Source organism: Pseudomonas sp. WS 5503 (assembly GCF_012985385.1).
In the GTDB taxonomy this organism is placed as follows: Bacteria; Pseudomonadota; Gammaproteobacteria; order Pseudomonadales; family Pseudomonadaceae; genus Aquipseudomonas; species Aquipseudomonas paracarnis.
In genome coordinates this window covers 1-22,129 of the sequence record NZ_JAAQWI010000001.1, presented here as the reverse complement: position 1 = coordinate 22,129, position 22,129 = coordinate 1, and the positions used below count along the sequence as shown (strand labels likewise).

The window sequence follows — 22,129 nt, the reverse complement described above, 5'->3', positions numbered from 1 at the left end:
GCCTCGGTTTATCAGGCGCACCGAGTCGATACCATCGCAGGCAAGCCAGCTCCCACAATGAACCGAGTTTATCTCTGACGGATCGGTGGCTTGCCTAGGGTGTGAGTGCCTTGATCACTTGGTCCACATTGGTTTCCAACTCCGTCACCGGGTCGGCACCGTCCACATTCAATACCAACAGTCTGGAGCCGCCGGCAGTGATGGCGGTTTTGACTGCATCGCTGGGTTGACGGTGATGCAGCACCACGGCCACATCGTTGTCCTTCAACGTGCTGCTGAGTTTTTGCAGCGCCTCGGGCGTCCACTCGGCATCGGGCCGTGCATCGGTGCCGAGCACTTCCAGGTTCAGGCTGCTGACCAGGTACGCGAAGTGATCGCTCAAGCTGAGCACACTCAGGTTGTCGGCCTTGGCCAAGCGCGCCTCGCTGTCGGCGGTGAGCTTGAGTAAACGCTGTTTGAGCGCGGCCAGGTTAGCGTCGATCCTGGGTTTGGCAGCCGGCGCCAGGCGGCTCAGGTCGGCGGCCATCACGTCGGCCATGCGCCCCATATTGTTGCTCGATTGCCAGGGTTGGCTGTTCAAGCCATCGGTGACACCCGGTTGTACTGCGATACCCGGCAAGCCCCCGTCCACCGGGCGTGCGGCATCGACTTCGACGATGCGGATATTGCTGCGCCGCGCCACGGGGTAGAGCGGGTCATCGGCCCACAGCGAGCGCAGGCCGATGGCCGCGTCGGCGTCCAGCGCCAACTTGTTCAGTGCCGCAGCACCGCGGCCGGTGAAGTAGGACACCTGCCGCGAACCCGGCAGATTGGCCGGCGCGGCGCGTTCAAGCGTTACGTTGGTGCCTTTGAGCAGCGCCTCGGCCAAGCCGTAGGTAATCGGCAGCGAGGCCAGCACCTTGACCGGCTGCTTGGTCTTGGTCAGGGCTGCGTGACCGAGGCCCTGGTTGACTTTGAAGTCCTTGGCGTCGAAACCGTCGACGGCCAGCGCCGACGTACTCAGCAAGCAAGCGATGGCCAGGGCCAGTGGGCGAAAGACAGGGTGCATTATCCAAGATTCCCTTTGAGGCTGGGCACAACGCCACGGGCGATGGCGGCGAAGGCGAAGGCGATACCGGCAACCAGAATGATGGCGGCGCCGGATGGGATGGGCAGGTCGAAGATGATCGGCAGCAGGATGCCGCACAGGGTGCTGACGGTAGCGATCAACACCGAGATCCAGAAAAACCCTTTGAGTGACTGGCTCAACAGGCGCGCCGCAGCGGCAGGAATCACCAGCAAGGCGCCGACCAGGATTGCGCCGATGACCTTGACCGCGGCAACGGTGATCAGGGTCACCAGGATCACGAACAGGTAGTCCAGGCTTTTCACCGCCACCCCGCGCACTGCCGCCAATTGCGGGTTGAAACTGGCCAGCATGATGCGGTTGTACAACGGCAATGCCAGGGCCATCACCAGCGAGCCGACAATGGCCAGTACCAGCAGATCGTTGCCGTTGACCGTCAGCACCGAGCCAAACAGCACGTTCTCGAGAATGTGCACGTTGATCTTGCCGGCCAGGATCAGCAGCAGGCTTGCCCCCAGTGCCAGGGACACCGACAGGAATACGCCGATCAAGGTATCGGGCGCCAGGCCGGTGCGGTTACGCAGGTAATTGAGCAGGATGCCGAACAGCAGGCAGTAGCCAAACAGGCTGCCATAAGGCCCGGTATAGGGTTCGCCCAGCAGGATGCCCACGGCCACGCCGGTCAGCGCGGCATGGCCGACCGCTTCGGAGAAAAACGCAAAGCGCTTGACCACCACCAGCGTGCCCAGGCCGCCCAGCACCGGGCCGATCAGCAAGCCGGCGAGCAGGGCGTTGACCACAAACCCGTAGGCCAGGGCTTCGGGCAGGTAACCGGCAGAGGCCCAGCCCTGGACCATCAAGCGAAAGGCTTCATAACTCATGGTGCCGGGCTCCGAGGGTGGGTGGAGAACAGAGTGAGCAGGCGGTCCGGGGTCAGCGCCTCTTTCGGTGTGGCGTCGAACAGCACGCGGCGGTTCAGACCGGTGACGCGGTCGGCCAGGCGGCCAACGGCCTCCAGGTCGTGCTCGATCCACAGCACCGTAATCCCTGCCAGGCGCCAGTCGTTCAATAGCCGTTCGAACACCTGGATACCCGCCTCGTCGAGGGCCGACATCGGCTCATCCAGCACCAGCAACTGCGGCGCCGGAATCAGCCCCTGGGCCAGCAGTACGCGCTGGCGCTCACCGCCGGACAACGCGCCCATGCGGCGCTTGCGCTTGTCTTGCATGCCGACGCGCTCAAGGGCATCGCCAATCGCTGCTGCGTAATGCCTGGACAGGCCCAGAAACGCCGGGCGACGCTGGCACATGGCAGCCATGAAATCGTCCACAGTCATCGGCAAGCCCCGGTCAAATTCCAGCGCCTGGGGCACGTAACCGATGGTGCCGGGTGTGGTTGGCCATTCCAGGCTCAAACGCCCCTGGTGCGGCGTCTGCCCCAACAGCGTCTTGATCAGCGAGCTTTTGCCGCCGCCGTTGGGGCCGACCAGCGCATGGATGCTGCCCGGTTGTACCTGGAAACTCACGCCATCAAGGATCACGGTGCGCCCCAGGGTCAGCGAGACCTGGTCGAAGTTCAGGGTGGGGCCGACGCTGACGGGGTTCAGTTGCTGTGCGGCGGTCATGCTCCCGACTCCTGAATCGCCCGTACCACGGTGTTGAGGTTGCCGGTCATCTCCACTTCGTACTTCTCGGCGCTGTATTCGCCGTAGGAAATATGCGACAGCGGGTACAGCTTGACCCCGGATTCACGCTGGATGGTATCGACGTAGGTGGACGGGAAATCCATCTCCGAGAAGATCACTTTCACATCCAGAGCACGCAGTTCATCGATGGTCTTTTTCAGTTGGCTGGGGCTTGGCTCGATACCGTGGGCCGGCTCGACCACGGCGGTGACCTCCAGGCCAAACTCGCGCAACAGGTAGTCGTAGGCCGCGTGTACGGTGGCGACGCGCAGGTCGGGGTTGGGCGCGCTGGTCAGCTTGGCCAGGGCGTCGGCGCGCATCTGGCGCAGGCGCTTGCCGTAGGCGCGGGCGTTCTGGGTGTAGGTTTTGGCGTTGTCCGGGTCGAGCTTGCCCAACTCACGGGCAATGTTATTGACCTGGGCAATCGACGCGCTGATCGACAGGAAGGTGTGCGGGTTGACCACCTTGCCCGCACCGCGTGCCGCGTTACCGGTAGCGGCGAGCAGCGGCACGTTGGCGTTGGCTTCGATCACCGGGATGTCCGGGCGCTCGCTGGTGGCGATCATACGGTCGGCGAAGTCGTCATGGCCGACGCCGTTGAGCACGATCACATCCAGGGTGCCGATGCGCTTGATGTCTTCGGCGCGCGGCTCGTAGGCATGGGGGTTGAAACCGGCGGGAATCAGCGGCACCACTTCGGCCTTGTCGCCCACGATATTGGCCACGTAGCTGTAATAGGGGTGCAAGGTAATGCCGATACGCAGGCGCTTGGCCGCCTCGGCATTGGCAAGGGGGGCGAGCATCAGGCTGAACAGGCCAACCAGCAACAGGCGCAACAGGGACGATGACATAGACATGGGCAATCGGTCTTCTCGTTCAGTGACGGTGCTGGCGGGTAACGCCGGCATCGAATTGCGCGACCACCTGCTGCCAGCCGGCCGCGATCAGCGCCTGGTCAGTGAGGTCGGATGGAGCGGCAAGGTTGGCGCTGCGGTTGAGCCAGATATCCGGCTCACTGCCTTGCACGCGCATCAGCAGCGAACCGCTGGTGGCCGGCGCCTGGCTCAAGCCCAGGTAGGCAGCCGGTGCCAGCAACTGCCAGCGGTGGCCGCCTCGGCTTACTGAGCTAGCGTCCTGGGCAAAGGGGGCGAAGCCTTCTTCGGCCAGTTGCTCAGGCGTCGGCAGGGCGCTGTGTTCCTGCTGCAACAGGTGGATTTCATCCAGGGTCACCCGCAGGTCGGCGTAGATGCCTTGCTCGGCGGCGCTCAGGTCGCGGCGGGCGTCCAGCTGATGGCTTGGCACCGCCGCGACTTCCTGGGTTTCCCCATGCAGCGCCACGACCGTGCCCGCCACCGCGAGGATGATCAGACACAACAGCAACACATAAAGGGTTTCGTGGCCCGCGCCGGCGGGGCGTACAACCTGTGTGGTACTCATTGCGACGGGATATCCGCTTGGTCGATTTCCACCACGTGGCCGGGGCCGGCATCGAAGAGCACGTAGAATTCGGCGGCGGGCTTCTTGAAGGTCAGGGTCGAATCCTCGCCGAGCTTGCCCGGCACCAGGATGGTTTCGTCGTAGCCGATCACATCCAGGGTAACGCCGGGGGCGCCACTGCCGTCGGAGAACCCGCCTTTGCACTGGATCTGCTCGCCGGGGATTTCCTTGCATTCGCACATCGGGTTGTGGGCAAAGGCGGCGGTGCTCAGGCCGGCGCACAGCAACAGCGCGGCGCGGGTGAAGCGCTTGAACGTCATGGTTTGACTCCTTGCTTGTTCAGCCAGGCAATGGTGGCAGGCGAGGCCTGGCTCAGCGGGATGGAACCCTGGTGCATGCTGCCGTCCCACCCTTCCATGGTCACCCATATTTCGGCGTCCGCCGGGGTGCGTTCGGGGATCGGCAGGGCGGCGCCCATACGGTACGGCGTGCCGAAGAAGATCACTCCGGCGGCGCGCAGGCTGCGGGGTTTGCCGATACGCAGGTAAGTGGCCTTGACCTGCTCGGCACAGGTATCGCACAGGGCAGCGTTGAAGAACTTCATCGGGCCAGCCGGGTTCGGGCTCGGGCCTTCGTTGCGAAACTCGGCCAGCGTCAGGCTCCAGGGGCCGACTTGCACTTGCCCGGCCACGCGCTCGCCGATGCCGGTATCCCCGCGAAACAACGCGGCGTCGGCAAAGTATTTGGGCATGAACCCCAGCGGCACCAGCAACAGCAGGATGTTGATATGGAAACGCCATTTCAGCCAAAAGGCGCGCAGCGGGGACGGGGGTACGGTTGCGACCTTGCTCATCGCTGAGCCTCCGAGGTGTCGGCGTGCATGGCCGGGATGGGCACGTGCTGACGTTGCGTCTTGGCCTCGCGCTTGAGGGCGTTGAGGGTGGCCAGGGCGGTGCGCTTGGTCCAGATCAGCAAGCCGCTCAATACCATCATGCTCAGCACCAGGCCGAAGAATGCCCAGATCAGCTTGATCCACAAACCGCCAAAGTCCCCGGTGTGCAGTGGGCGCATCGACTCGGTGACGAATTCCAGCGGGGTACGGTCGGACAACAGGTTGGAGACCGCGATTTCACCATCATAGGGGTTCAGCTGTGCGGTCTGGAACATCAACGGGTACCAGCCACGCCCGCCGATCTGCAGGTGGCTGTAGGCGTTGCTTGGCATGAACACAAAGCTGGCGTCCAGGCCGGGGATTCGCTCGGCGGCGATGTCGATCGCCTTGTCGATAGGGATCATCGGTGCTGGCACGCCCGGCGCCGACAGCGGCACCTTATCCCGTGCGATCACTGGCACGATGGGTTCACTGGAAATGGATATCTGGTTGTCGCCCAGGACAGCCTCGATCAGGAACCAGGTGCCAGTGATTGAAATGACCGCGATAAACCAGATCGACCAGATGCCGCTCAGGCGGTGAAAGTCGCCCCAGAAGATTCGCGCGCCATGGCGGATGCGCAGGGTAGGACGAAGGAAGCCTTTCCAGAAGCGCTTGTACACCACCAGGCCGGTGACCAACGAGGCGAGCAGCGGCAAGCCGAGCGCGGACACCAGGTACCAGCCCCAACTGTACCCATTGGTGAACGGTACCAGCCACCAGCCATGCAGGGCGCGGGTGAATTGCTGGAAGTTGAACGAGGGGCTGATGCCCTGGATCGCGCCGGTGTAGGGGTTGGCATACACCTCCACGGAGCGCCCATCCGGGTAGCTGAGGCCGACGCTTAGCGCGAAGTGCGACTCATCCGGGCGGATAATGGACTGGACGATAGCCTTGGGTTCATCGCGCTTGATGGCCGCTATCACCTGGTCAAAGCTCAACGGCTGGGCTTCATCCGACGGCTTGCTGGCGCGGATATCCGGGTTGGCCAACCACACGATTTCCTGGCTCACCACGGCCAGCGTGCCGGTGACGCAGACGATCAGCACAAAGAACCAGATGGGCAACGCCAGCCAGCTATGAACGAGAAACCAGAGTTTGGAGCGTGACTTCTTCGACATATGAATGAGGGTCTTGATCGGAGGGGGCGATGGAGGCCCGGAAAAGGCCAGTCGTAGCTTTTGCTGACGCGACAGGCTGTATCTAAGTTAAGACGGATGAGAATGAGAAATCCCTAAGGCGGATATGAAAGAAAATGTTTCAGGATTGCATTCAGGGTGTATGGCGTAACCCCGTGGGAACTGGCTTGCCTGCGATGACATCGACTCGATCCAACGGATGCACCGAGTCGTCTGCACCGCAGGCAAGCCAAATCCCAGATGGGGTGTGTATTGCGTTGCAACTATCAGCCTTGCTTGAACAACTCCATGGCGCGCTGGCGTATCTGCTCCTCGGTGAGGTCTTCCTTGTGTGTGGCCAGGAACCAGAGATGACCGAACGGATCTTTCACGCTCGCAGAGCGGTCGCCATAAAACTGATCCTTCGGCTCGGACACCACGGTGGCGCCGGCATCAACCGCTCGTTGAAATTGTGCATCCACATCTTCCACATACAGATGCAGACCAATGCTGGTGTGCTCATCCGGATTGCGCAGGGCCATTTGATCGCAGGGCGTACCGAGCATCAGCGACGAATCACCAATCCGCAGTTCGGCATGACCCACCCTGCCGTCGGGCATGTCCAGGCGCATGACTTGCGTGGCGCCCAAGGCTTTTTTGTAGAACTCGATGGCCTCGCCCGCTTTGTCGATGCCCATATAAGGTGTGAGGCTGTGATAACCGTCGGGAATAGCTTTAACGTTCATGACATTCTCCCTGAGTCGAGGTATGAACATTTCACTATAGGCCACGTAATGCGTGGCCTGCGGGCAACCGACGAGGTGCTTTTATCAAGGCGGTGTGGTGGGCTCCAGCAGTTGGGCGCCCGGCCCATACTCAGCGAGCTTATCGTCCTGATTGCGCAACGGGCACGCCTCCATCGATAAGCACCCGCAACCGATGCAGCCATTGAGCTTGTCGCGCAGCAGCACCAGTTTGTTGATGCGCTCATCCAGATCTTCACGCCACAACGCCGATAGGCGCTCCCAGTCGTGAACATTGGGTGCGCGCTCATCGGGCAAGGTGCGTAATGCCTCACCAATGGTAGCCAGCGGAATGCCCAGGCGCTGGGCGATCTTGATCACCACTACGCGCCGCAATACATCCCGTGGATAACGCCGCTGGTTACCTGCATTGCGATTGCTCTTGATCAGCCCTTTTGCCTCGTAGAAGTGCAGGGCAGTAACCGCTACGCCGCTGCGAGCAGCGAGTTGCCCGACGCTGAGTTCCTTATTGAGCATGAACATCTCCCAAACAGTGCTTGACCTCGACTTAACTAGAGGTTTTACCCTGCGTGGCATCGAATCGCAAGATTCTGCCTACAAAGAGAGGGGAGTGTTCATGCAGGTATCGGAGAAGTGTCGCGGCTTCACTCAATTGATCGAGTTTCAGATCAACCCCCAGCAGCAAGATGCCCTGGTGGCGGCCTTGTCCACTCAAAGCGAACGACTGGCCGAGGGCCACGATGGTTTTCTGAGTGCCAGCGTGCAGGTCAGCGAGGACGGCCGGCGGGTGCTCAATTACTTGCAATGGCAGTCGCGCGCAGATGGCGAGGCGGCGTTCAAGTTCTTCGAGCAGCGCGGCGAAGATTTCTGGACGCTGATTCGCGCCCACCAGGCAACGGCGGTGACCTTCGGTTCGTTCCAGGTGCTGCAAAGCTTTGAGCGCAGCCATGACAACGCGCTGCACTGTCGCCTAAATGGATAAATGCAGCATCCGCCCGCCCTGCACGTTTTCGCCAGGTCGACGTTTGTTCACCGCCAGCTCGCCGAGCTTGATCAAGCGCGAGCGCGTGACGTTGCGGCTCAGGCCCAGCAGGTTGGCGGTATGCACCTGGTTGTAATGGCTGAAGCGGTAGGCCGCACGTAAGAGTGCGTCTTCGACCTTTTCATGCAGGGCGCCGGTCTGTTCCTCGAACAGCGTTTGAAACGCCCGCGCCAGCAAGGCTTCGGCGCTGTTACCAATGTGATGCGGGTTGTCGTCCTGGCGCTCGATACGTATGTTCGACAGGCGCAAATCGTCGCGCCCTATCACGCCCTTGTGACAGATCAGTAGGGTGTGATGGATGACGTTTTCCAATTCGCGGATGTTGCCTGGCCAGCTGTAGCTCTTGAGCTTGTGCTCGGCCTCACGGCTGATGGTGATGGGGCCGTAGCCCAGGCGCCGACTGTAGACTTCGATAAAGTGCCAGGTCAGCGGCAGGATATCGCCAGGGCGCTCGCGCAGTGGGCTGAGTTCCAGGCCGACCACGCCGAGACGGTAGTAGAGGTCTTCGCGGAAATGCCCGGCGTTGATGGCCTTTTCCAGTTGTACGTTGGTCGCGGCGAGCACGCGCACATCAATCGCAATGCTTTTGCGCGAGCCCAGGCGTACGACTTCACGCTCCTGCAATACCCGCAACAGTTTGACCTGGATTGCTATTGGCAGATCGCCGATCTCATCGAGGAACAAGGTCCCGCCGTCGGCCTCTTCGAACCAGCCAGCCTTGGCACTCAGGGCGCCGGTAAAGGCACCTTTGTCATGGCCGAACAGCTCGGCTTCCACCAGGGATTCGGAGAATGCCCCACAGTTCACCGCCACGAACGGCCGGTTGCGCCGTGCGCTGAGGTTGTGGATATGGCGCGCCACCAGCTCTTTGCCGGTACCGGTTTCGCCGATGATCAACACGCTTGCGTCGCTGGGCGCCACTTGCTGGATGTGGTTGAGCAAGGCCTGGGATTTAGGGTCTTCAAAGACCTGAGCGGTGGCGCGGATCGAGGTCGCGAGTGTGGGGGAGGGCGGTAGAGTCAACAACTGCATGGGCACCTCGTTGAAGGGCTGTCGCCAGGGCGACCGTTGCGTGGCGAACAGTCGGGCTACGTGACGCCACTTATAAAGGGTTGGTTTTATTCCGTAAATGAATGTATTCAAATACTTATAGAACAAAAATGAATATGTGAGTCGCGCTATCGTACGTGCTGTAACGGTTGATAGCGACTATCACGGGCGTTGATTTTTCATGGCAGGGGGGCGGGAGTAGCCTGTGTTCATTGACTCGAAACCTCCCCAGCAGGACCGCCGCCATGAACCGTCTACTCGCTATTTCGTTACTGTCTGTCATCTCTGTTCTCGCCGGGTGCGCGTCTCACCCATCGCCTGAGATGCGCCCTTACACGGCAGAAGAAACCAAACAGTTGGCGTTGGAAGCGTTGAGTCGTCGCGGGTTGTCATTTGATGAATACCAACAGCAGCGTGCTGCCCTGACTGGCCAGCCACAGAAAACCTTTGGCTTTGATCAGCAGGCTGAAATGAACGCACAGCGCGCTGCACAGCGCAGCGGCCGTGCGAGTTGAGAACCGGGTGACGACAGGTACGTCTTCCGGTTTGACGAGCTGATATCTGTCGGCTAGAACTTAGCCTTAGCAACGCATCACGGCTGCATGATGCAGGCGGATGGTTGAGTCGAGTGTCTGATTTTTCCTGTCTCTTTGGCTTCGTGCCATGTCGTAGTTTCGCTGTGGAATAGCATTGCAAGACATTCCAAATTGAATGTACTTCGGGTTGCGTCAGCCGTTCGCGGCGCGTGACTCCGTGCCGGGTGCTTTCTGACGGGATCGTAAAACTGCGCAGTCTTTCTTCGATAGAAATACGCCTGGCCTGCCATTGAGGCTGGTGATCATGAGGATGTCGATCGGGTGGGGCTTGCTTGTTTCGCGCTGTGGTTGGGGTTTGCCTGGCGTGTTCTTCGCGTTGCTGAGTGTGCAGGTTTCGGCGGCGGCCTGTACGGCACCTGCCTACCAAGCTGGGACCGTCTACGGACAAGGCGACCAGGTGCAGAACAAAAACCAGCAGGACAAAACCCACGAGTTTGAATGTTGGAAAGACACTGACAAGTCGCCGCACGGGCCGGGCAGTTGGCAATGGTGCAACCAGTCCGATTACAACCCCGGGCAGCCATCCTCTCATGGTGTCGAGATTTGGGGTGATGCCTGGAAGGATCTGGGGGAATGCGGTGGCTTCCAGGGTAACCGTCTGACCCTGAACTTCAGCACGTTAAGCGGCCGGGGGCCGATCAGCCAGCCAACCCCGGGCGTGGCGCGGGCCGATCAGGTAGTCACTGGCGTATTGCGCTGCAAAGCCGAGGAGATCCCGATCAGTGCCAAGTCCGGCGAAACCATTCACCTCGATAACCTGAAGGCCTGCGACTACCAACTGGTGATGAACCCCGCTGGTGGGTTTGTGCCCTTGAACACACCGCGTATCGTTTCCTTCCAGCGAGAGGAGGGTGAGGAACAGGCGGTCACCCTGAAGTATCGGCCACCGGTGCAGGTGGGCAGGCTCAGCGGCCTGCCAGGGGTCAAGATTGAATTGTTTGCCCAGGGGCTGATACAGCCTCGGCAGATGGCGATGGGCAAGGACGTGCTCTATGTGGGCTCCAGTGCGATTCCATCCTACGTCTATGACGGGAAAATCGCCGATATGATCTATGCCTTGCCCCTGGACAATGCCGGCAAACCCACCGGCATCTACGTGATTGCCAGCGGGTTGGAGGAGCCGCACGGTGTGGTGTATCGCGACGGTGATTTGTACTACTCGACCACTGGCGGCCTCTATCGTTTGCGCGATGCCGATGCGCATTACAAGGATCCTTCGCCTGAGCGGGTGTTCAAATTCCCCGCCGACGATGCGCCATTTCCTCTGCCTTCCGTGGCGTCTGGCTCCAGCACTCGCTTCTGGCATATGAAGCACCCTTTGCATTTCAACCCGTTGGACCCCGCCGACACTGGCCTGTACACCGCCGTCGGCATTCCTTGCAACTTGTGCATGATCCCGCCTGACCCGCGTTACGGCACGTTACTGCGTTATGACACCGTGACCGGTAAAGCGCAGATTCTTGCAAAAGGGGTGCGCAACTCTGTGGGGTTCGACTGGAACCCGCAGACCGGTGAAATCTGGTTCACCGACAACAACCGCCAGGGCTACCCCAACCCCGACGAAATCAACCGCATCAGCGGCCCAAACCAGCACTTCGGTGTGCCCTATCTGTTTGGCAAAGGCACGCCGGGTTTCACCGATGAGGAGTTTGGCAACCCGGCGGTGATCCAGCCGCCCTTGGTTCAGGGAGCGATTGTTTCCGATAAGTCCCGGCAGCAGATCGACCCGAAAGACTACGTGCCTGCCGCCTTCGAGCTGGGTACCAACACCGCACCTCTGGGGCTGAAGTTCTGGAGTGGTTACCCGGCTCGCACACGTTCGCAGAACATGTTGGTTGCCGTGCATGGGGCGGGCACGGCCGAGCGGCCGGGTATGGATGTGCGACTCGTCTCGATCCAGGACGGAACGCGAGTGGTCAATCAGATCCCGTTGATCAATGGGTTTATCCAAGACCCCCTGCGTTTCGATGTGTATTGCCTGGACGACTCCTGCATTGGTCGGCCGGCTGACTTCCTGGCGCTACCGGACAACAGCCTGCTGATCTCCGATGACGTCGCCGGGGTGATTTATCGCGTCAGTTATGACCCAGCAGGGTTGCCGAACACAGAGTTGACCCTGCGGCCGGCGCTCGCACCGGCACCTGAGCTGGAGAATGAGATGATCAGTGGCACGCTGATTGCGCCGGGCGGTAATACCCGCCAGTTCCATGCATCCTTCAACCCTGCTGACAGTTATGCCGCATTGGTGCTCAAGGGTTTGCCCTACGGGACTTACCAGGTTCGGCTCAATGATGTGAAAAACTGGATTCCACAGACGCGCAATACTTCACTTACCTTGTCTGCCGACGACAACAAGCACGTGTTGAACATGCAGTACCGTGAGCGGCCGATCAAGCTGGATGTCAACATCACGGTGTTGGCGCCTTCCAAGCCTGCGTCGGTAACGGATCCCACTTGGCATTTCACCCTCAAGCTCAAGGGCTCTACGAGCACCGAGCCCAAAGTGGTGCAGGTGCCTTGGGGCGAAAGTGTCACCGAGCTTCTGGACTATGGGGATTACGAGGTCATCTATCCCTTTTACCCACAGGAACTGCCACAGCCGGAACAGGTAGTGCTGCGTATCAACGAGGAAAGCCAGGACGAGCAACTGGCACCTATCAGTTACCGTCATGAACCGAAGTTGGGCGAAACAGTGCTTGCCGAATCCTGCACCAAATGCCATGCGGTGGAGTTTTTCAATAACCTGGGCATGGCGGTGGTGTGGAGCGCTGCCGGCCAGGATGCGTTGGTGCGGCAAATCCAGAGCATGCCAGTGGCCGGGCATTGCGACGCCACCTGTGCGACCGAAATCAGCAAGCATTTGTTTGAGGTGGTGTGGGCGCCCTACCTGAGCCCGAACGAGGCTCACGGCAAGCGGCAGTTGCGCTTGCTGACGCGCGATGAATACGCGGCCAGTGTCAAAGACATACTCGGCGTGGAGGTCAATACCCAGAAGCTGCCGGCAGATAAATCCGAGAAAGACTTCAAGTTCCCAGGTGAAGCCAGCAAAGGGCTGCTGCAGGCTGAAGACATCAAGCAGCTGTATGGCATGGCGGTGTCGATCGCCGAGCAGGTGGCACCTCAACGTGTAAAACGCTTCAAATCCACTGCCGGTACCCTTGAGGTCAGTGCCCTGGGTTATCAAGTGTTCCGCCGCCCTTTGAGCCCGTCTGAGTTGTCGCGTTATCAGGCGGTGTTGGATGAGCACGGAGAGCGGGCGCTGATCGCTGCGCTGCTGTTGTCGCCCAACTTCCTGTATCGCTCGGAGTTGGGCCAGGCTGTCGCACGGCAGGCCGAGGTCTACAAACTGACCCCTTATGAGACCGCAACTGCATTGTCCTACACCTATCAAGGCACCACTCCGGACGCGCAACTGCTGGCCAAGGCAGAGCGCAACGAGTTGCAGACAGTGCAGCAAATCAGCGCAGAAATAGACCGGATGATGCGCAGTGAGCGCGGGCTTGAGCAGTTCAATCGGTTCATCAGTTACTACATCAAGACTCAGCGCGGGGTGCAGGAGAAGCCCGGCCTGAGCGCGCAGATGATCCAGTTGATGACCCAGGAGCAGGCCCTGTTGACTCGTCACGTGATGCTCGACGGCAAGGGGACGTTGGACGAGCTGTTCAACCCCGGTGTGACGTTCCTCAACAAGGCTCTGGCCGAACACTACGGTATCGGCGGCGTAACCGGTGACACGCTGCACAAAGTCGCCGTGGATGAGAAACGGGGTGGCTTGTTGCACTTGGGGCTTTTCCAGGCCTCTACCTCTGACTATCAGGTCACCTCACTGGTCAAGCGCGGCATTGCCATTCGCGAGCAGCTTTTCTGCCGGGAGTTTGGGGCACCGGTCGAAGCCGAGCCCACAGAGCCGGCCTACCCTGCGCGTGCGATCAGTACCCGTGAACGCTGGGACCTGATTAATGGTGAGCAGGCTTCGGGAGGGCGTTGCTGGCAGTGCCATCAGTACATGAACGACACCGGCGCATCGATGGAGCATTACGACGCTGCCGGGCGCTATCGCCAGCAAGAGCCTGCCTACAACTACGCGCAGTTCCCTGTGCAGTTGCCGATCAAAGCGTCCGGTCCGTTCATTGGGGTTGATGGCGCGGTGCCTATCGACGATGTGCGCGGTATTTCCAAGCTGATCGCGCACAACTCGGCGTCTCTGTTCTGCATGGCGGATAGCTATTTCCGTTTCGCTTCGGGCAACAAATCCGACGAGTCCACTTCCGCAACGGTCAAGGCATTGGTCGACGGGCTGAAGGGCAATGGCTCATTACCAGGGATGCTGCGCACGCTGGGTACCTCCAACGCGTTCCAATTCAAGACGCAGAGGGATTGATCATGGATATCTTGAAAAGTCGTCGTCGCTTTCTGGCCGGCCTGGCTGCGGTGGGTGTGTTCGGCCCGCTCACCCAGTGTGGCCTGGCGCGCATGGCCTTGGCCGGGCAAAACCAGCAGGCCAAGTTAAAAGTGGTTTTCTTTGTGGTACCTGATGGCCTGGCAGTCGACTCTGCAACCGCCTATTCCAGTGATGGTCGAGGCCTCTGGCATCCCGCTGCCGAAGCTTTGGACACTTCCGACTTCCAGCTCAACGAGGTCAGCCAGGAGCTTGCGGCCTATAAAGAACAGTCCTTGTACCTGCGTGGCACGATTCTGGGCCCTGGCAATGAAGGCCATAACGGCTGGACGTGGGCGTTGCGCGACCGTGAGAAGAAGATGGCGTCGATTGATGTGTTGCTTGGCCGCCATATGCCGGGGACCGATCCGTCCCAGCGGAGTCTTTTTGCCGGACCGCATTCAGGCATTGACGGGACCGCCTGGCAGGTATCCTGGGAAGGGCCGGAAAATGGCGGCGCAATGCGCAGGCCTGAGCAGGACCCGGTGTTGATGTACGAGAAAATCTTTGGCGCGGTCAGTCGTGAGGTGCGCGAGCAGCAGGTGCGAAACATGCATGTATTTGATCCGGTGCTGGCGGATATCAACGAGCTGCGAGGCAGGCTTGCGGGGGCGCAAAAGCAGAAGCTCGATATGCAGCTTGATTCGGTTGAGCAGGTCATGAAAGACATGGAAGAAACTCTGCCACCCATTGGCGAATGTTCGCCTTTGCAGATGGACACGTTGCCGTTCAAATCTGCGGAATTTCGTAACCAGGTACAGCATCACCACCATCAGGTGGTTGCCACAGCGCTGGGGTGTGGCATCACGCGTGTAGCGACGATTCAAGTCGGGCGCTCGGCGGAGTCGCTCAATATCCTGGACGTCAGTAATGTGACCAACCCCCATGACTGCGCCCATCGTTATGCTGGGCTGGACGTATGGAAACGATCCCGGCAGTGGTATACCCAGCGAGCCAAGTTGTTCATGGACGAGTTGGCGAAGCATGCCGATCCCGATGTGCCGGGTGACAGCCTGCTTGAACACACGCTTGTGGTATTCACCAGCGAGATGGCCGATGGTGCCCCGGAGCATACGAAGGATATGCCGCTGGTACTGATGGGCGGGGCCAGCGGGTTGTTGAAGAGCGGCGATGGCGCAGGACGCTATTTCAACATCACGGCCCAGGGTGATCGTCAACAAGAAGGCAACCCGGTCATTGGCAATAAAATGGTCGATATGCAGCGAATCTGGGCCACCATCGCCCGGGCAGCCGGAACCGTTGTGCCCTACAATGGAAACATCGATCCGGTGAGCGGGTTGTTTACTAACGTTTGAGTCGCCTGGCGCTGCACTAAAAGCCGAAAAGTCCGTAAGGCGGATTTTTCGGCTTTTTGCATTTGCACCTAATCGCCTTTGAGCCTGTTAAGCTGAAAATCAGGAGCGTTCCTACGCACATTTACATCACGTGGTTCTTCTTCAATGGCACTCGATCAGTTAAACCTGACGACCTCTGTTCTGTTCGATGCCCCCGGGACGCCGCTCTCGGGAACACGCTCTGCGAGTTTTACGCCATGAATAAACGTCCGTTGTATTTCGACTATGCCGCCACCACGCCAGTGGATGAGCGAGTTATCCAGGTGATGGTCGAGTGCCTGGGTTTCAATGCCAATTTTGGCAACCCTGCGTCCAGTTCCCATGCATTCGGCCAGGCGGCCCGGCAAACGGTTGAGCAGGCGCGACGGCAGGTAGCCGAATTGGTCGGCGCCCAGCCTGAGCAAATTGTCTGGACTTCCGGTGCCACCGAGTCCAACAACCTTGCGATCAAAGGGGTGGCCCAGGCGCGAGGGCTGGCGGGTGGGCATATCATCACCAGCCAGATCGAGCACAAAGCCACACTCGACACCGCGCGGCAGTTGCAGGAAGCCGGCGTGGCTGTGACCTATCTGGTGCCCGATGCCGATGGCTTGATCAGCGTTCAGGCTGTCAGTGAGGCATTGCGTGAGGACACCTTCCTGGTGTCTTTGATGCTGGTCAATAATGAACTGGGCACCCTTAACGACATTCCGGCTATCGGCGCGCGGGTGCGTGAGCAGGGCGCGCTGTTTCACGTGGACGCGGCACAGGGGGCGGGCAAGGCTGCCATTGACCTGGCGCAGTGGTCGGTGGATTTGATGTCTTTTTCCGCCCACAAGCTCTACGGCCCAAAAGGCATTGGCGCGCTGTACGTTGGGCCTCGTGCGCAACAGAAAGTGTTGGCGCAGATTCATGGCGGCGGCCACGAAGGTGGCTTGCGTTCGGGCACCCTGGCGACGCATCAGATTGCGGGCATGGGCACGGCGTTCGCTCTGGCGGCGGCGTACTTTGCTGAGGAAAAGGCGCAGATCGTGGCCTTGCGTGAACGTTTGTTGGAGCAGTTGGCGTCGATTCCCGGAGTACGCCTCAATGGCAGCCCAACCCAGCGTATTCCCCACACCCTCAGCCTGACCTTCAGCGAAGGCGAATTCAACGCTGCCGCCTTGAGTGCGGGCATTGCCTTTTCGGCGACTTCAGCGTGCAATTCGGCTAGCAATGCACCGTCCCACGTCCTGGTGGCCCTGGGGCATGATGCCCGCAGCGCTGGTCGCACTATTCGCTTGAGCCTGGGCCGGTTCACCACCGAGCGGGATATCGACGACGCTGTGCAATTGATCAAGACGGTACAGGCCAGCGCACCAGCGTTCTGGGCTGTCTGATACTTCATTTGCAATACATAACAATTATTAGTGGTTAGCAGGAGACACAATGAGTACGCAGCCTTTGACCCATGGAACGGTTCCCCAGCGCTTGGCGCATACCCGTGAACTGATGCGCCGCGAAGGCATTCACGCCCTGCTGGTGCCGTCGGCGGACCCGCACTTGTCCGAGTATTTGCCGGGTTACTGGCAAGGGCGCCAGTGGTTGTCCGGGTTTCATGGTTCGGTGGGCACCCTGATCGTCACGGCGGAGTTCGCCGGGGTCTGGGCGGATAGCCGTTATTGGGAACAGGCGACCAAGGAGCTCAAGGGCAGCGGTATCGAGTTGGTGAAGCTGCAACCGGGTCAGCCCGGTCCGCTGGAGTGGCTGGCCGAGCAAACCCCTGAGGGTGGCGTGGTGGCAGTGGACGGTGCGGTCATGGCCGTGGCCTCGGCACGTACCCTGGGTGGCAAGTTGGCCGAGCGTGGCGCGCGTCTGCGTACCGATATCGATGTGCTCGATGAAGTCTGGCAAGACCGCCCGGCGTTGCCGAACCAGCCGATCTATCAGCACCTGCCGCCCCAAGCCACCGTCAGTCGTGGCGAGAAACTGGCAGCCTTGCGTGCCAGTTTGAAAGACAAGGGCGCCGATTGGCATTTCATCGCGACGCTGGATGACATCGCCTGGCTATTCAACCTGCGCGGCGCTGATGTGTCGTTCAATCCGGTGTTTGTGTCCTTTGCGTTGATCAATCAGCAACAGGCCACTTTGTTTGTGGCGTTGGGCAAGGTCGATGCGCAACTGCGGGCGGTGCTTGAGCAGGATGGCGTGACCCTGCGTGATTACAGCGAGGTGGCGCAAGCGCTGCGAGCGGTACCGGCGTGCGCAAGCTTGCAAGTAGACCCCGCCCGCGTCACCGCCGGCTTGCTGGAAAACCTCGACGCGGGCGTCAAGCTGGTTGAAAGCCTCAACCCCACCACACTGGCCAAATCCCGCAAGAGCCTGGCGGATGCGGAACATATCCGCCAAGCCATGGAGCAGGATGGTGCGGCGCTGTGCGAATTCTTTGCCTGGCTCGACAGCGCCCTGGGTCGCGAGCGCATTACCGAACTGACGATTGACGAACACCTGACCGCTGCACGTACCCGCCGCCCAGGCTATGTATCGCTGAGTTTCAACACCATTGCCGCCTTCAACGCCAACGGCGCGATGCCGCATTACCACGCCACCGAAGAAGAGCATGCGCTGATCGAAGGTGATGGCTTGCTGTTGATCGACTCCGGCGGCCAGTACCTGGGCGGAACCACGGACATCACGCGGATGGTGCCTGTCGGTACACCGAGTGAGGAGCAGAAACGCGATTGCACGCGCGTGCTCAAGGGCGTGATTGCTCTGTCCCGTGCGCAGTTCCCCAAGGGCATTCTTTCACCGTTGCTGGATGCCATTGCCCGTGCGCCGATCTGGGCAGAAGGCGTCGACTACGGTCACGGCACAGGCCATGGCGTAGGTTATTTCCTCAACGTGCATGAAGGCCCGCAGGTCATTGCTTATCAGGCTGCTGCGGCGCCACAAACGGCGATGCAGCCAGGGATGATCACTTCAATTGAGCCGGGTACTTATCGCCCTGGCCGTTGGGGCGTGCGCATTGAGAACCTGGTGTTGAACCGTGAAGCGGGCAAGACCGAGTTTGGCGAATTTCTCAAGTTCGAAACCCTGACCCTGTGCCCGATTGATACCCGCTGCCTGGAGCCGTCGTTGCTGACGGCGGATGAGCGCGAATGGTTCAACGCGTATCACGCCCAGGTGCTTGAGCGTTTGAGCCCGCTGCTCAAGGGTGCAGCGCTTGAATGGTTGCAGGTGCGCACTGCGGCGATTTGATCGGTTGCGGCCAAGGCATTTCGGCTGCAGTCAACATCTAGCTGAGGGCTTCACGTACAAAGTCCAGACGGTCCTGGCCGAAGAACAGCTGGTTTCCTACAAAGAAACTGGGAGCGCCGAACACGCCGCGCTTAATGGCTTGTTCGGTTTTGTCCTTGAGAGCGTCCTTGACGGCTGCATCATTGGACAGGGCCAGTACCTGCTCGGGATCGAACCCCTGTTCGGTGAGCACATTGGCCACGACCTCTGGGTCGCCCAGGTGACGGCCCTCCACCCAGAGTGCGCGGAACAGGCAGTCGATGAAGTCGAGGAAGCGCTCAGGCTGGTGGATTTGAATGCCGGTGACGGCGCGCATCAGCACCAAGGTATTGATGGGAAAGTGTGGGTTGAACCTGAGCGGCACGTTGTAGCGTTTGGCGTAACGCGTCAGGTCATCGAGCATGTAGCGACCCTTGGCGGGTACCATGATCGGCGAGGCATTGCCCGTGGCCTTGAATACACCGCCCAACAGCATCGGTTGATACACCACCTGTGCGCCCGTTTTGGCGCACAGCGCTGGCAACTGGGTATAGGCCAGGTAAGTGGCGGGGCTGCCGAGATCAAAGAAGAACTCCAGGGTTTTACTCATGGTCTGTACTCACGACTTATTGTTATAGAGGTAGTCACCAGGTTTCGTTCCAGGGACGCAGGTCTAGTTCGAACGTCCAGGCGTCCCGTGGCTGGCGATGCAGGAACCAGTAGTTGTCGGCAATATGGTCCGGGTTGAGGAGGGCGTCCTGATCCTTTAGGAGGTATTTTTGCGGGAAGTTCTCGCGAATGAAGTCGGTATCGATGGCACCGTCGACCACCACATGGGCGACATGGATGTTCATCGGGCCTAACTCCCGCGCCATGCTTTGTGCCAGCGCGCGTATCCCATGCTTGGCGCCAGCGAAGGCGGCAAACCCCGCGCTTCCGCGCAAGCCGGCGGTGGCGCCGGTGAACAGGATAGTGCCGCGGTTACGCGTGACCATGCGCTTGGCGACTTCTCGTGCGTTCAGGAAGCCGGAGAAGCACGCCATCTCCCAGATTTTGAAGTACTTGCGTGCGGTTTCTTCCAGAATGCTGCAAGGCACATTGGCGCCGATGTTGAAGACGAACGCTTCAATAGGCCCCAGCTCGGTTTCGATTTGCTCGACCAGTGCGATCACGTCTTCTTCTTTGCGGGCATCACAGGCAAAACCATGGGCTTCACCGCCTGCCAATTGAATGCTTTCTACCAGGGGCTGCAGTTTGTCGGCGCTGCGACGGGTAACGCAGGCGATGTAGCCTTCGCGGGCAAAGCGTTTGGCTATGGCGCCGCCGGTCGCGTCACCGGCACCCACTACTAATACGATTTTCTTGTTGTGCGGCATGGGAACTCCATTGGCTCGATGATCGAGCAGGAGTTTAGCCTTCGTGCCGCAATTGGCCGGAATTTAAGATGAGCAGTCAGGAAAGACTGCTCGGGCAGCTATTTGCAGATGACGATCATACTGCGGCTGGTATAGCCGGCAGGGTTGAGGCCGAAGGGATAGTCCCCAGGCTCCTCGGAGTTGTCGCCGGATTTGGCTATCACCCGGTAGCCCTTGGCACCGCATGAATTGGCTGCACTGGTGTAGCACTGGTCCCAGGAGGAGGACAGGCCCGAACAGTTGATATGCAGCCCTTTTTTACCCCGTTTCACTTCTGTTTTTGTGGTTGCAGCACAGCCAGCGATGCCCACAACCAGCAACAGTATCAAAATTCGTTTCATTCCCATCCTTAATAGCCGCCCTGCAAAATAACAGAGCCGCTTTACTCGCTCTCGAGCGAAGCGTTCATGCTGTCCGTGTCGAAATTCTCCATGAATGACATTCGGTTACGGACTAAACATGGCCTAAATGAGCGGCAAATACCAGAGCTGGCTTTAAATGTGATCAGTCGGCAGGCACCAGTGGTTTGGATTCGTTGCGCATCGTCAACGTGGCGCCTACGGAAGCCAGGATAATGCAGGTGATGGCCAGCCATTGGGCCAGGGATAAGTGCTCATGCAGAAAGAGCAGGCCGGAGAGGGCGCCGAACGCCGGTTCGATGCTCATGAGCGTGCCGAAGGTGCGAGCAGGGAGGCGAGTCAGTGCGACCATCTCCAAGGTGTAGGGCAAGGCGGTGGACAGAATCGCGACGCCAATGGCGATAGGGATCAGGGCCGGCGTCAGCAGCGCGGCGCCCGCATGCACGATGCCGATCGGTGCGACGAACAGGGCGGCAATCATTACGCCGAGTGCGGCGGTCTGAACACCATTATCGTTCCCAGCCTTTTGGCCGAACAAAATATACAAGGCCCAGCATCCGCCTGCGCCCAGTGCGTACGCCGCGCCGACCCAGTCGATACCGCTACTGGCCTCGCCCGTCGGAATCAACAGCAGCAGGCCGATGATAGCCAGGGCAATCCACAGGAAGTCGACAGCTCGGCGCGAGGCATAGATAGCGACGGCAAGCGGGCCTGTGAATTCGAGTGCTACGGCAATCCCCAGCGGTACGGTGCGAAGGGACATATAGAAGAGGAAGTTCATGCCGCCCAGCGCCATCCCGTAAATGATCACCGTGCGCAAGGACTTGGCTGTCAGCGTGGCGCGCCATGGGCGTAATAGCACCAGCATGATCACACTGGCGAAAATCAAACGCAGAGCAGTGGTGCCTTGTGCGCCAACAATAGGAAACATGCTTTTGGCCAATGACGCGCCGGATTGGATGGACGCCATGGCGATCAATAGCAGGCCGATCGGAAACAATGCGGTTGCCAGGCTGCGAGGTGGAGTGGTCATTGCGGTAGTTCTTCCGAAGTCATGATCGATAAATACGTGGCGCTATGATGCTTGCCTGTCAGTGAATGAGCAATATATTGCTCAAGTACTGACTTGTAGCTATCTATATAGTGGGAATATCGGGTTTTTGAGGTATTTGATAGAAAAACCGAATAATTGTGTTGACGACAGATTCTGGAAGCCTATAATTCGCCCCACTTCCGGCGCAGTCGAAACGGAAAACTCCTTGGTAAACAATGAGTTACGCAGTTCTCGACAGCAAGTTGCTTCAGTTTATCGAAGCCAAAAGGAAGTTGAAAAAGAGGTGTTGACAGCAGCGTGTAACGCTGTAGAATTCGCCTCCCGCTTACGAGAGATCGCAAGCGCAAGTGGTTGAAGTTGTTGAAGAAATATTCGAAAACTTCTGAAAATAACCACTTGACAGCAAATGAGGCTGCTGTAGAATGCGCGCCTCGGTTGAGACGAAAGATCTTAACCAATCGCTCTTTAACAACTGAATCAAGCAATTCGTGTGGGTGCTTGTGGAGTCAGACTGATAGTCAACAAGATTATCAGCATCACAAGTTACTCCGCGAGAAATCAAAGATGTAACCAACGATTGCTGAGC

The 22,129-nt window shown here is 59.5% G+C and carries 21 protein-coding genes; 6 read left to right on the top strand and 15 right to left on the bottom strand.

What is annotated here, in order from left to right; all coding sequences use genetic code 11:
• Window positions 1-94: 94 nt before the first annotated feature.
• The 10 genes from HBO10_RS00105 to soxR all read right to left on the bottom strand — a co-directional run bounded on the left by HBO10_RS00105 (window position 95) and on the right by soxR (window position 7,516).
• Entirely contained in the window at window positions 95-1,048 is a 954-nt protein-coding gene (locus HBO10_RS00105) for a zinc ABC transporter substrate-binding protein (protein ID WP_034127245.1), read from the bottom strand.
• Window positions 1,048-1,947, bottom strand: coding sequence for a metal ABC transporter permease (locus HBO10_RS00100; protein WP_032901932.1), 900 nt, complete (start codon window positions 1,945-1,947; stop codon window positions 1,048-1,050). The genes HBO10_RS00105 and HBO10_RS00100 overlap by 1 nt, the downstream gene beginning before the upstream one ends.
• Window positions 1,944-2,690: a metal ABC transporter ATP-binding protein gene (locus HBO10_RS00095; RefSeq protein ID WP_034127246.1), complete on the bottom strand. Its 747-nt coding sequence runs from the start codon at window positions 2,688-2,690 to the stop codon at window positions 1,944-1,946. The genes HBO10_RS00100 and HBO10_RS00095 overlap by 4 nt, the downstream gene beginning before the upstream one ends.
• Window positions 2,687-3,607 carry a metal ABC transporter substrate-binding protein gene (locus tag HBO10_RS00090; protein WP_034127247.1) on the bottom strand — a complete coding sequence of 307 codons (921 nt, stop codon included), beginning with the start codon at window positions 3,605-3,607 and terminating at the stop codon, window positions 2,687-2,689. Before HBO10_RS00090 ends, HBO10_RS00095 begins: the two co-directional genes overlap by 4 nt.
• 19 nt (window positions 3,608-3,626) lie before the next feature.
• Entirely contained in the window at window positions 3,627-4,187 is a 561-nt protein-coding gene (locus tag HBO10_RS00085) for a DUF6162 family protein (RefSeq protein ID WP_014717807.1), read from the bottom strand.
• Window positions 4,184-4,507, bottom strand: coding sequence for a hypothetical protein (locus tag HBO10_RS00080; protein ID WP_034127248.1), 324 nt, complete (start codon window positions 4,505-4,507; stop codon window positions 4,184-4,186). Before HBO10_RS00080 ends, HBO10_RS00085 begins: the two co-directional genes overlap by 4 nt.
• Entirely contained in the window at window positions 4,504-5,040 is a 537-nt protein-coding gene (locus HBO10_RS00075; protein WP_019817260.1) for a hypothetical protein, read from the bottom strand. The genes HBO10_RS00080 and HBO10_RS00075 overlap by 4 nt, the downstream gene beginning before the upstream one ends.
• Window positions 5,037-6,239 carry a PepSY domain-containing protein gene (locus tag HBO10_RS00070; RefSeq protein ID WP_034127249.1) on the bottom strand — a complete coding sequence of 401 codons (1,203 nt, stop codon included), beginning with the start codon at window positions 6,237-6,239 and terminating at the stop codon, window positions 5,037-5,039. The genes HBO10_RS00075 and HBO10_RS00070 overlap by 4 nt, the downstream gene beginning before the upstream one ends.
• A gap of 284 nt (window positions 6,240-6,523) precedes the next feature.
• Window positions 6,524-6,982, bottom strand: a complete 459-nt coding sequence (locus HBO10_RS00065; protein WP_034127250.1) for a VOC family protein — start codon at window positions 6,980-6,982, stop codon at window positions 6,524-6,526.
• 84 nt (window positions 6,983-7,066) lie between these two features.
• Window positions 7,067-7,516, bottom strand: coding sequence for a redox-sensitive transcriptional activator SoxR (gene soxR / locus HBO10_RS00060; protein WP_034127251.1), 450 nt, complete (start codon window positions 7,514-7,516; stop codon window positions 7,067-7,069).
• A 100-nt stretch (window positions 7,517-7,616) separates the two neighbouring features.
• On the opposite strand from soxR, the gene HBO10_RS00055 reads away from it, so the two are divergent.
• Window positions 7,617-7,982, top strand: coding sequence for an antibiotic biosynthesis monooxygenase (locus HBO10_RS00055; RefSeq protein ID WP_034127271.1), 366 nt, complete (start codon window positions 7,617-7,619; stop codon window positions 7,980-7,982).
• Here the strand turns inward: HBO10_RS00055 and HBO10_RS00050 are convergent.
• On the bottom strand, window positions 7,971-9,074 hold the full coding sequence (locus tag HBO10_RS00050; RefSeq protein ID WP_034127252.1) for a sigma-54 dependent transcriptional regulator: 1,104 nt from the start codon (window positions 9,072-9,074) through the stop codon (window positions 7,971-7,973). The two genes, HBO10_RS00055 and HBO10_RS00050, sit on opposite strands and share 12 nt — an antisense overlap.
• A gap of 263 nt (window positions 9,075-9,337) precedes the next feature.
• Here HBO10_RS00050 and HBO10_RS00045 point away from each other — a divergent pair, with 263 nt between their 5' ends.
• The 5 genes from HBO10_RS00045 to HBO10_RS00025 all read left to right on the top strand — a co-directional run bounded on the left by HBO10_RS00045 (window position 9,338) and on the right by HBO10_RS00025 (window position 18,697).
• On the top strand, window positions 9,338-9,607 hold the full coding sequence (locus HBO10_RS00045) for a hypothetical protein (protein ID WP_034127253.1): 270 nt from the start codon (window positions 9,338-9,340) through the stop codon (window positions 9,605-9,607).
• A gap of 331 nt (window positions 9,608-9,938) precedes the next feature.
• Window positions 9,939-14,069: a DUF1592 domain-containing protein gene (locus HBO10_RS00040; protein WP_230633847.1), complete on the top strand. Its 4,131-nt coding sequence runs from the start codon at window positions 9,939-9,941 to the stop codon at window positions 14,067-14,069.
• A 2-nt stretch (window positions 14,070-14,071) separates the two neighbouring features.
• A complete protein-coding gene (locus HBO10_RS00035) occupies window positions 14,072-15,442 on the top strand; it encodes a DUF1552 domain-containing protein (RefSeq protein WP_034127254.1) in 1,371 nt (456 codons plus the stop codon).
• A 236-nt stretch (window positions 15,443-15,678) separates the two neighbouring features.
• Window positions 15,679-16,839 carry an aminotransferase class V-fold PLP-dependent enzyme gene (locus tag HBO10_RS00030; protein WP_034127255.1) on the top strand — a complete coding sequence of 387 codons (1,161 nt, stop codon included), beginning with the start codon at window positions 15,679-15,681 and terminating at the stop codon, window positions 16,837-16,839.
• Window positions 16,840-16,888: 49 nt separating this feature from the next.
• Window positions 16,889-18,697 carry an aminopeptidase P family protein gene (locus HBO10_RS00025; protein WP_034127256.1) on the top strand — a complete coding sequence of 603 codons (1,809 nt, stop codon included), beginning with the start codon at window positions 16,889-16,891 and terminating at the stop codon, window positions 18,695-18,697.
• 37 nt (window positions 18,698-18,734) lie between these two features.
• Here the strand turns inward: HBO10_RS00025 and HBO10_RS00020 are convergent, their stop codons facing one another.
• From HBO10_RS00020 to rhtA, 4 genes are all read right to left on the bottom strand, one after another.
• Window positions 18,735-19,325: a 2-hydroxychromene-2-carboxylate isomerase gene (locus HBO10_RS00020; RefSeq protein ID WP_034127257.1), complete on the bottom strand. Its 591-nt coding sequence runs from the start codon at window positions 19,323-19,325 to the stop codon at window positions 18,735-18,737.
• Window positions 19,326-19,359: 34 nt separating this feature from the next.
• On the bottom strand, window positions 19,360-20,091 hold the full coding sequence (locus HBO10_RS00015; protein ID WP_034127258.1) for an SDR family oxidoreductase: 732 nt from the start codon (window positions 20,089-20,091) through the stop codon (window positions 19,360-19,362).
• 98 nt (window positions 20,092-20,189) lie between these two features.
• Window positions 20,190-20,471 carry a hypothetical protein gene (locus tag HBO10_RS00010; protein ID WP_003190182.1) on the bottom strand — a complete coding sequence of 94 codons (282 nt, stop codon included), beginning with the start codon at window positions 20,469-20,471 and terminating at the stop codon, window positions 20,190-20,192.
• Window positions 20,472-20,634: 163 nt separating this feature from the next.
• Entirely contained in the window at window positions 20,635-21,522 is an 888-nt protein-coding gene (gene rhtA, locus HBO10_RS00005) for a threonine/homoserine exporter RhtA (RefSeq protein ID WP_034127259.1), read from the bottom strand.
• Window positions 21,523-22,129 lie beyond the last annotated feature (607 nt).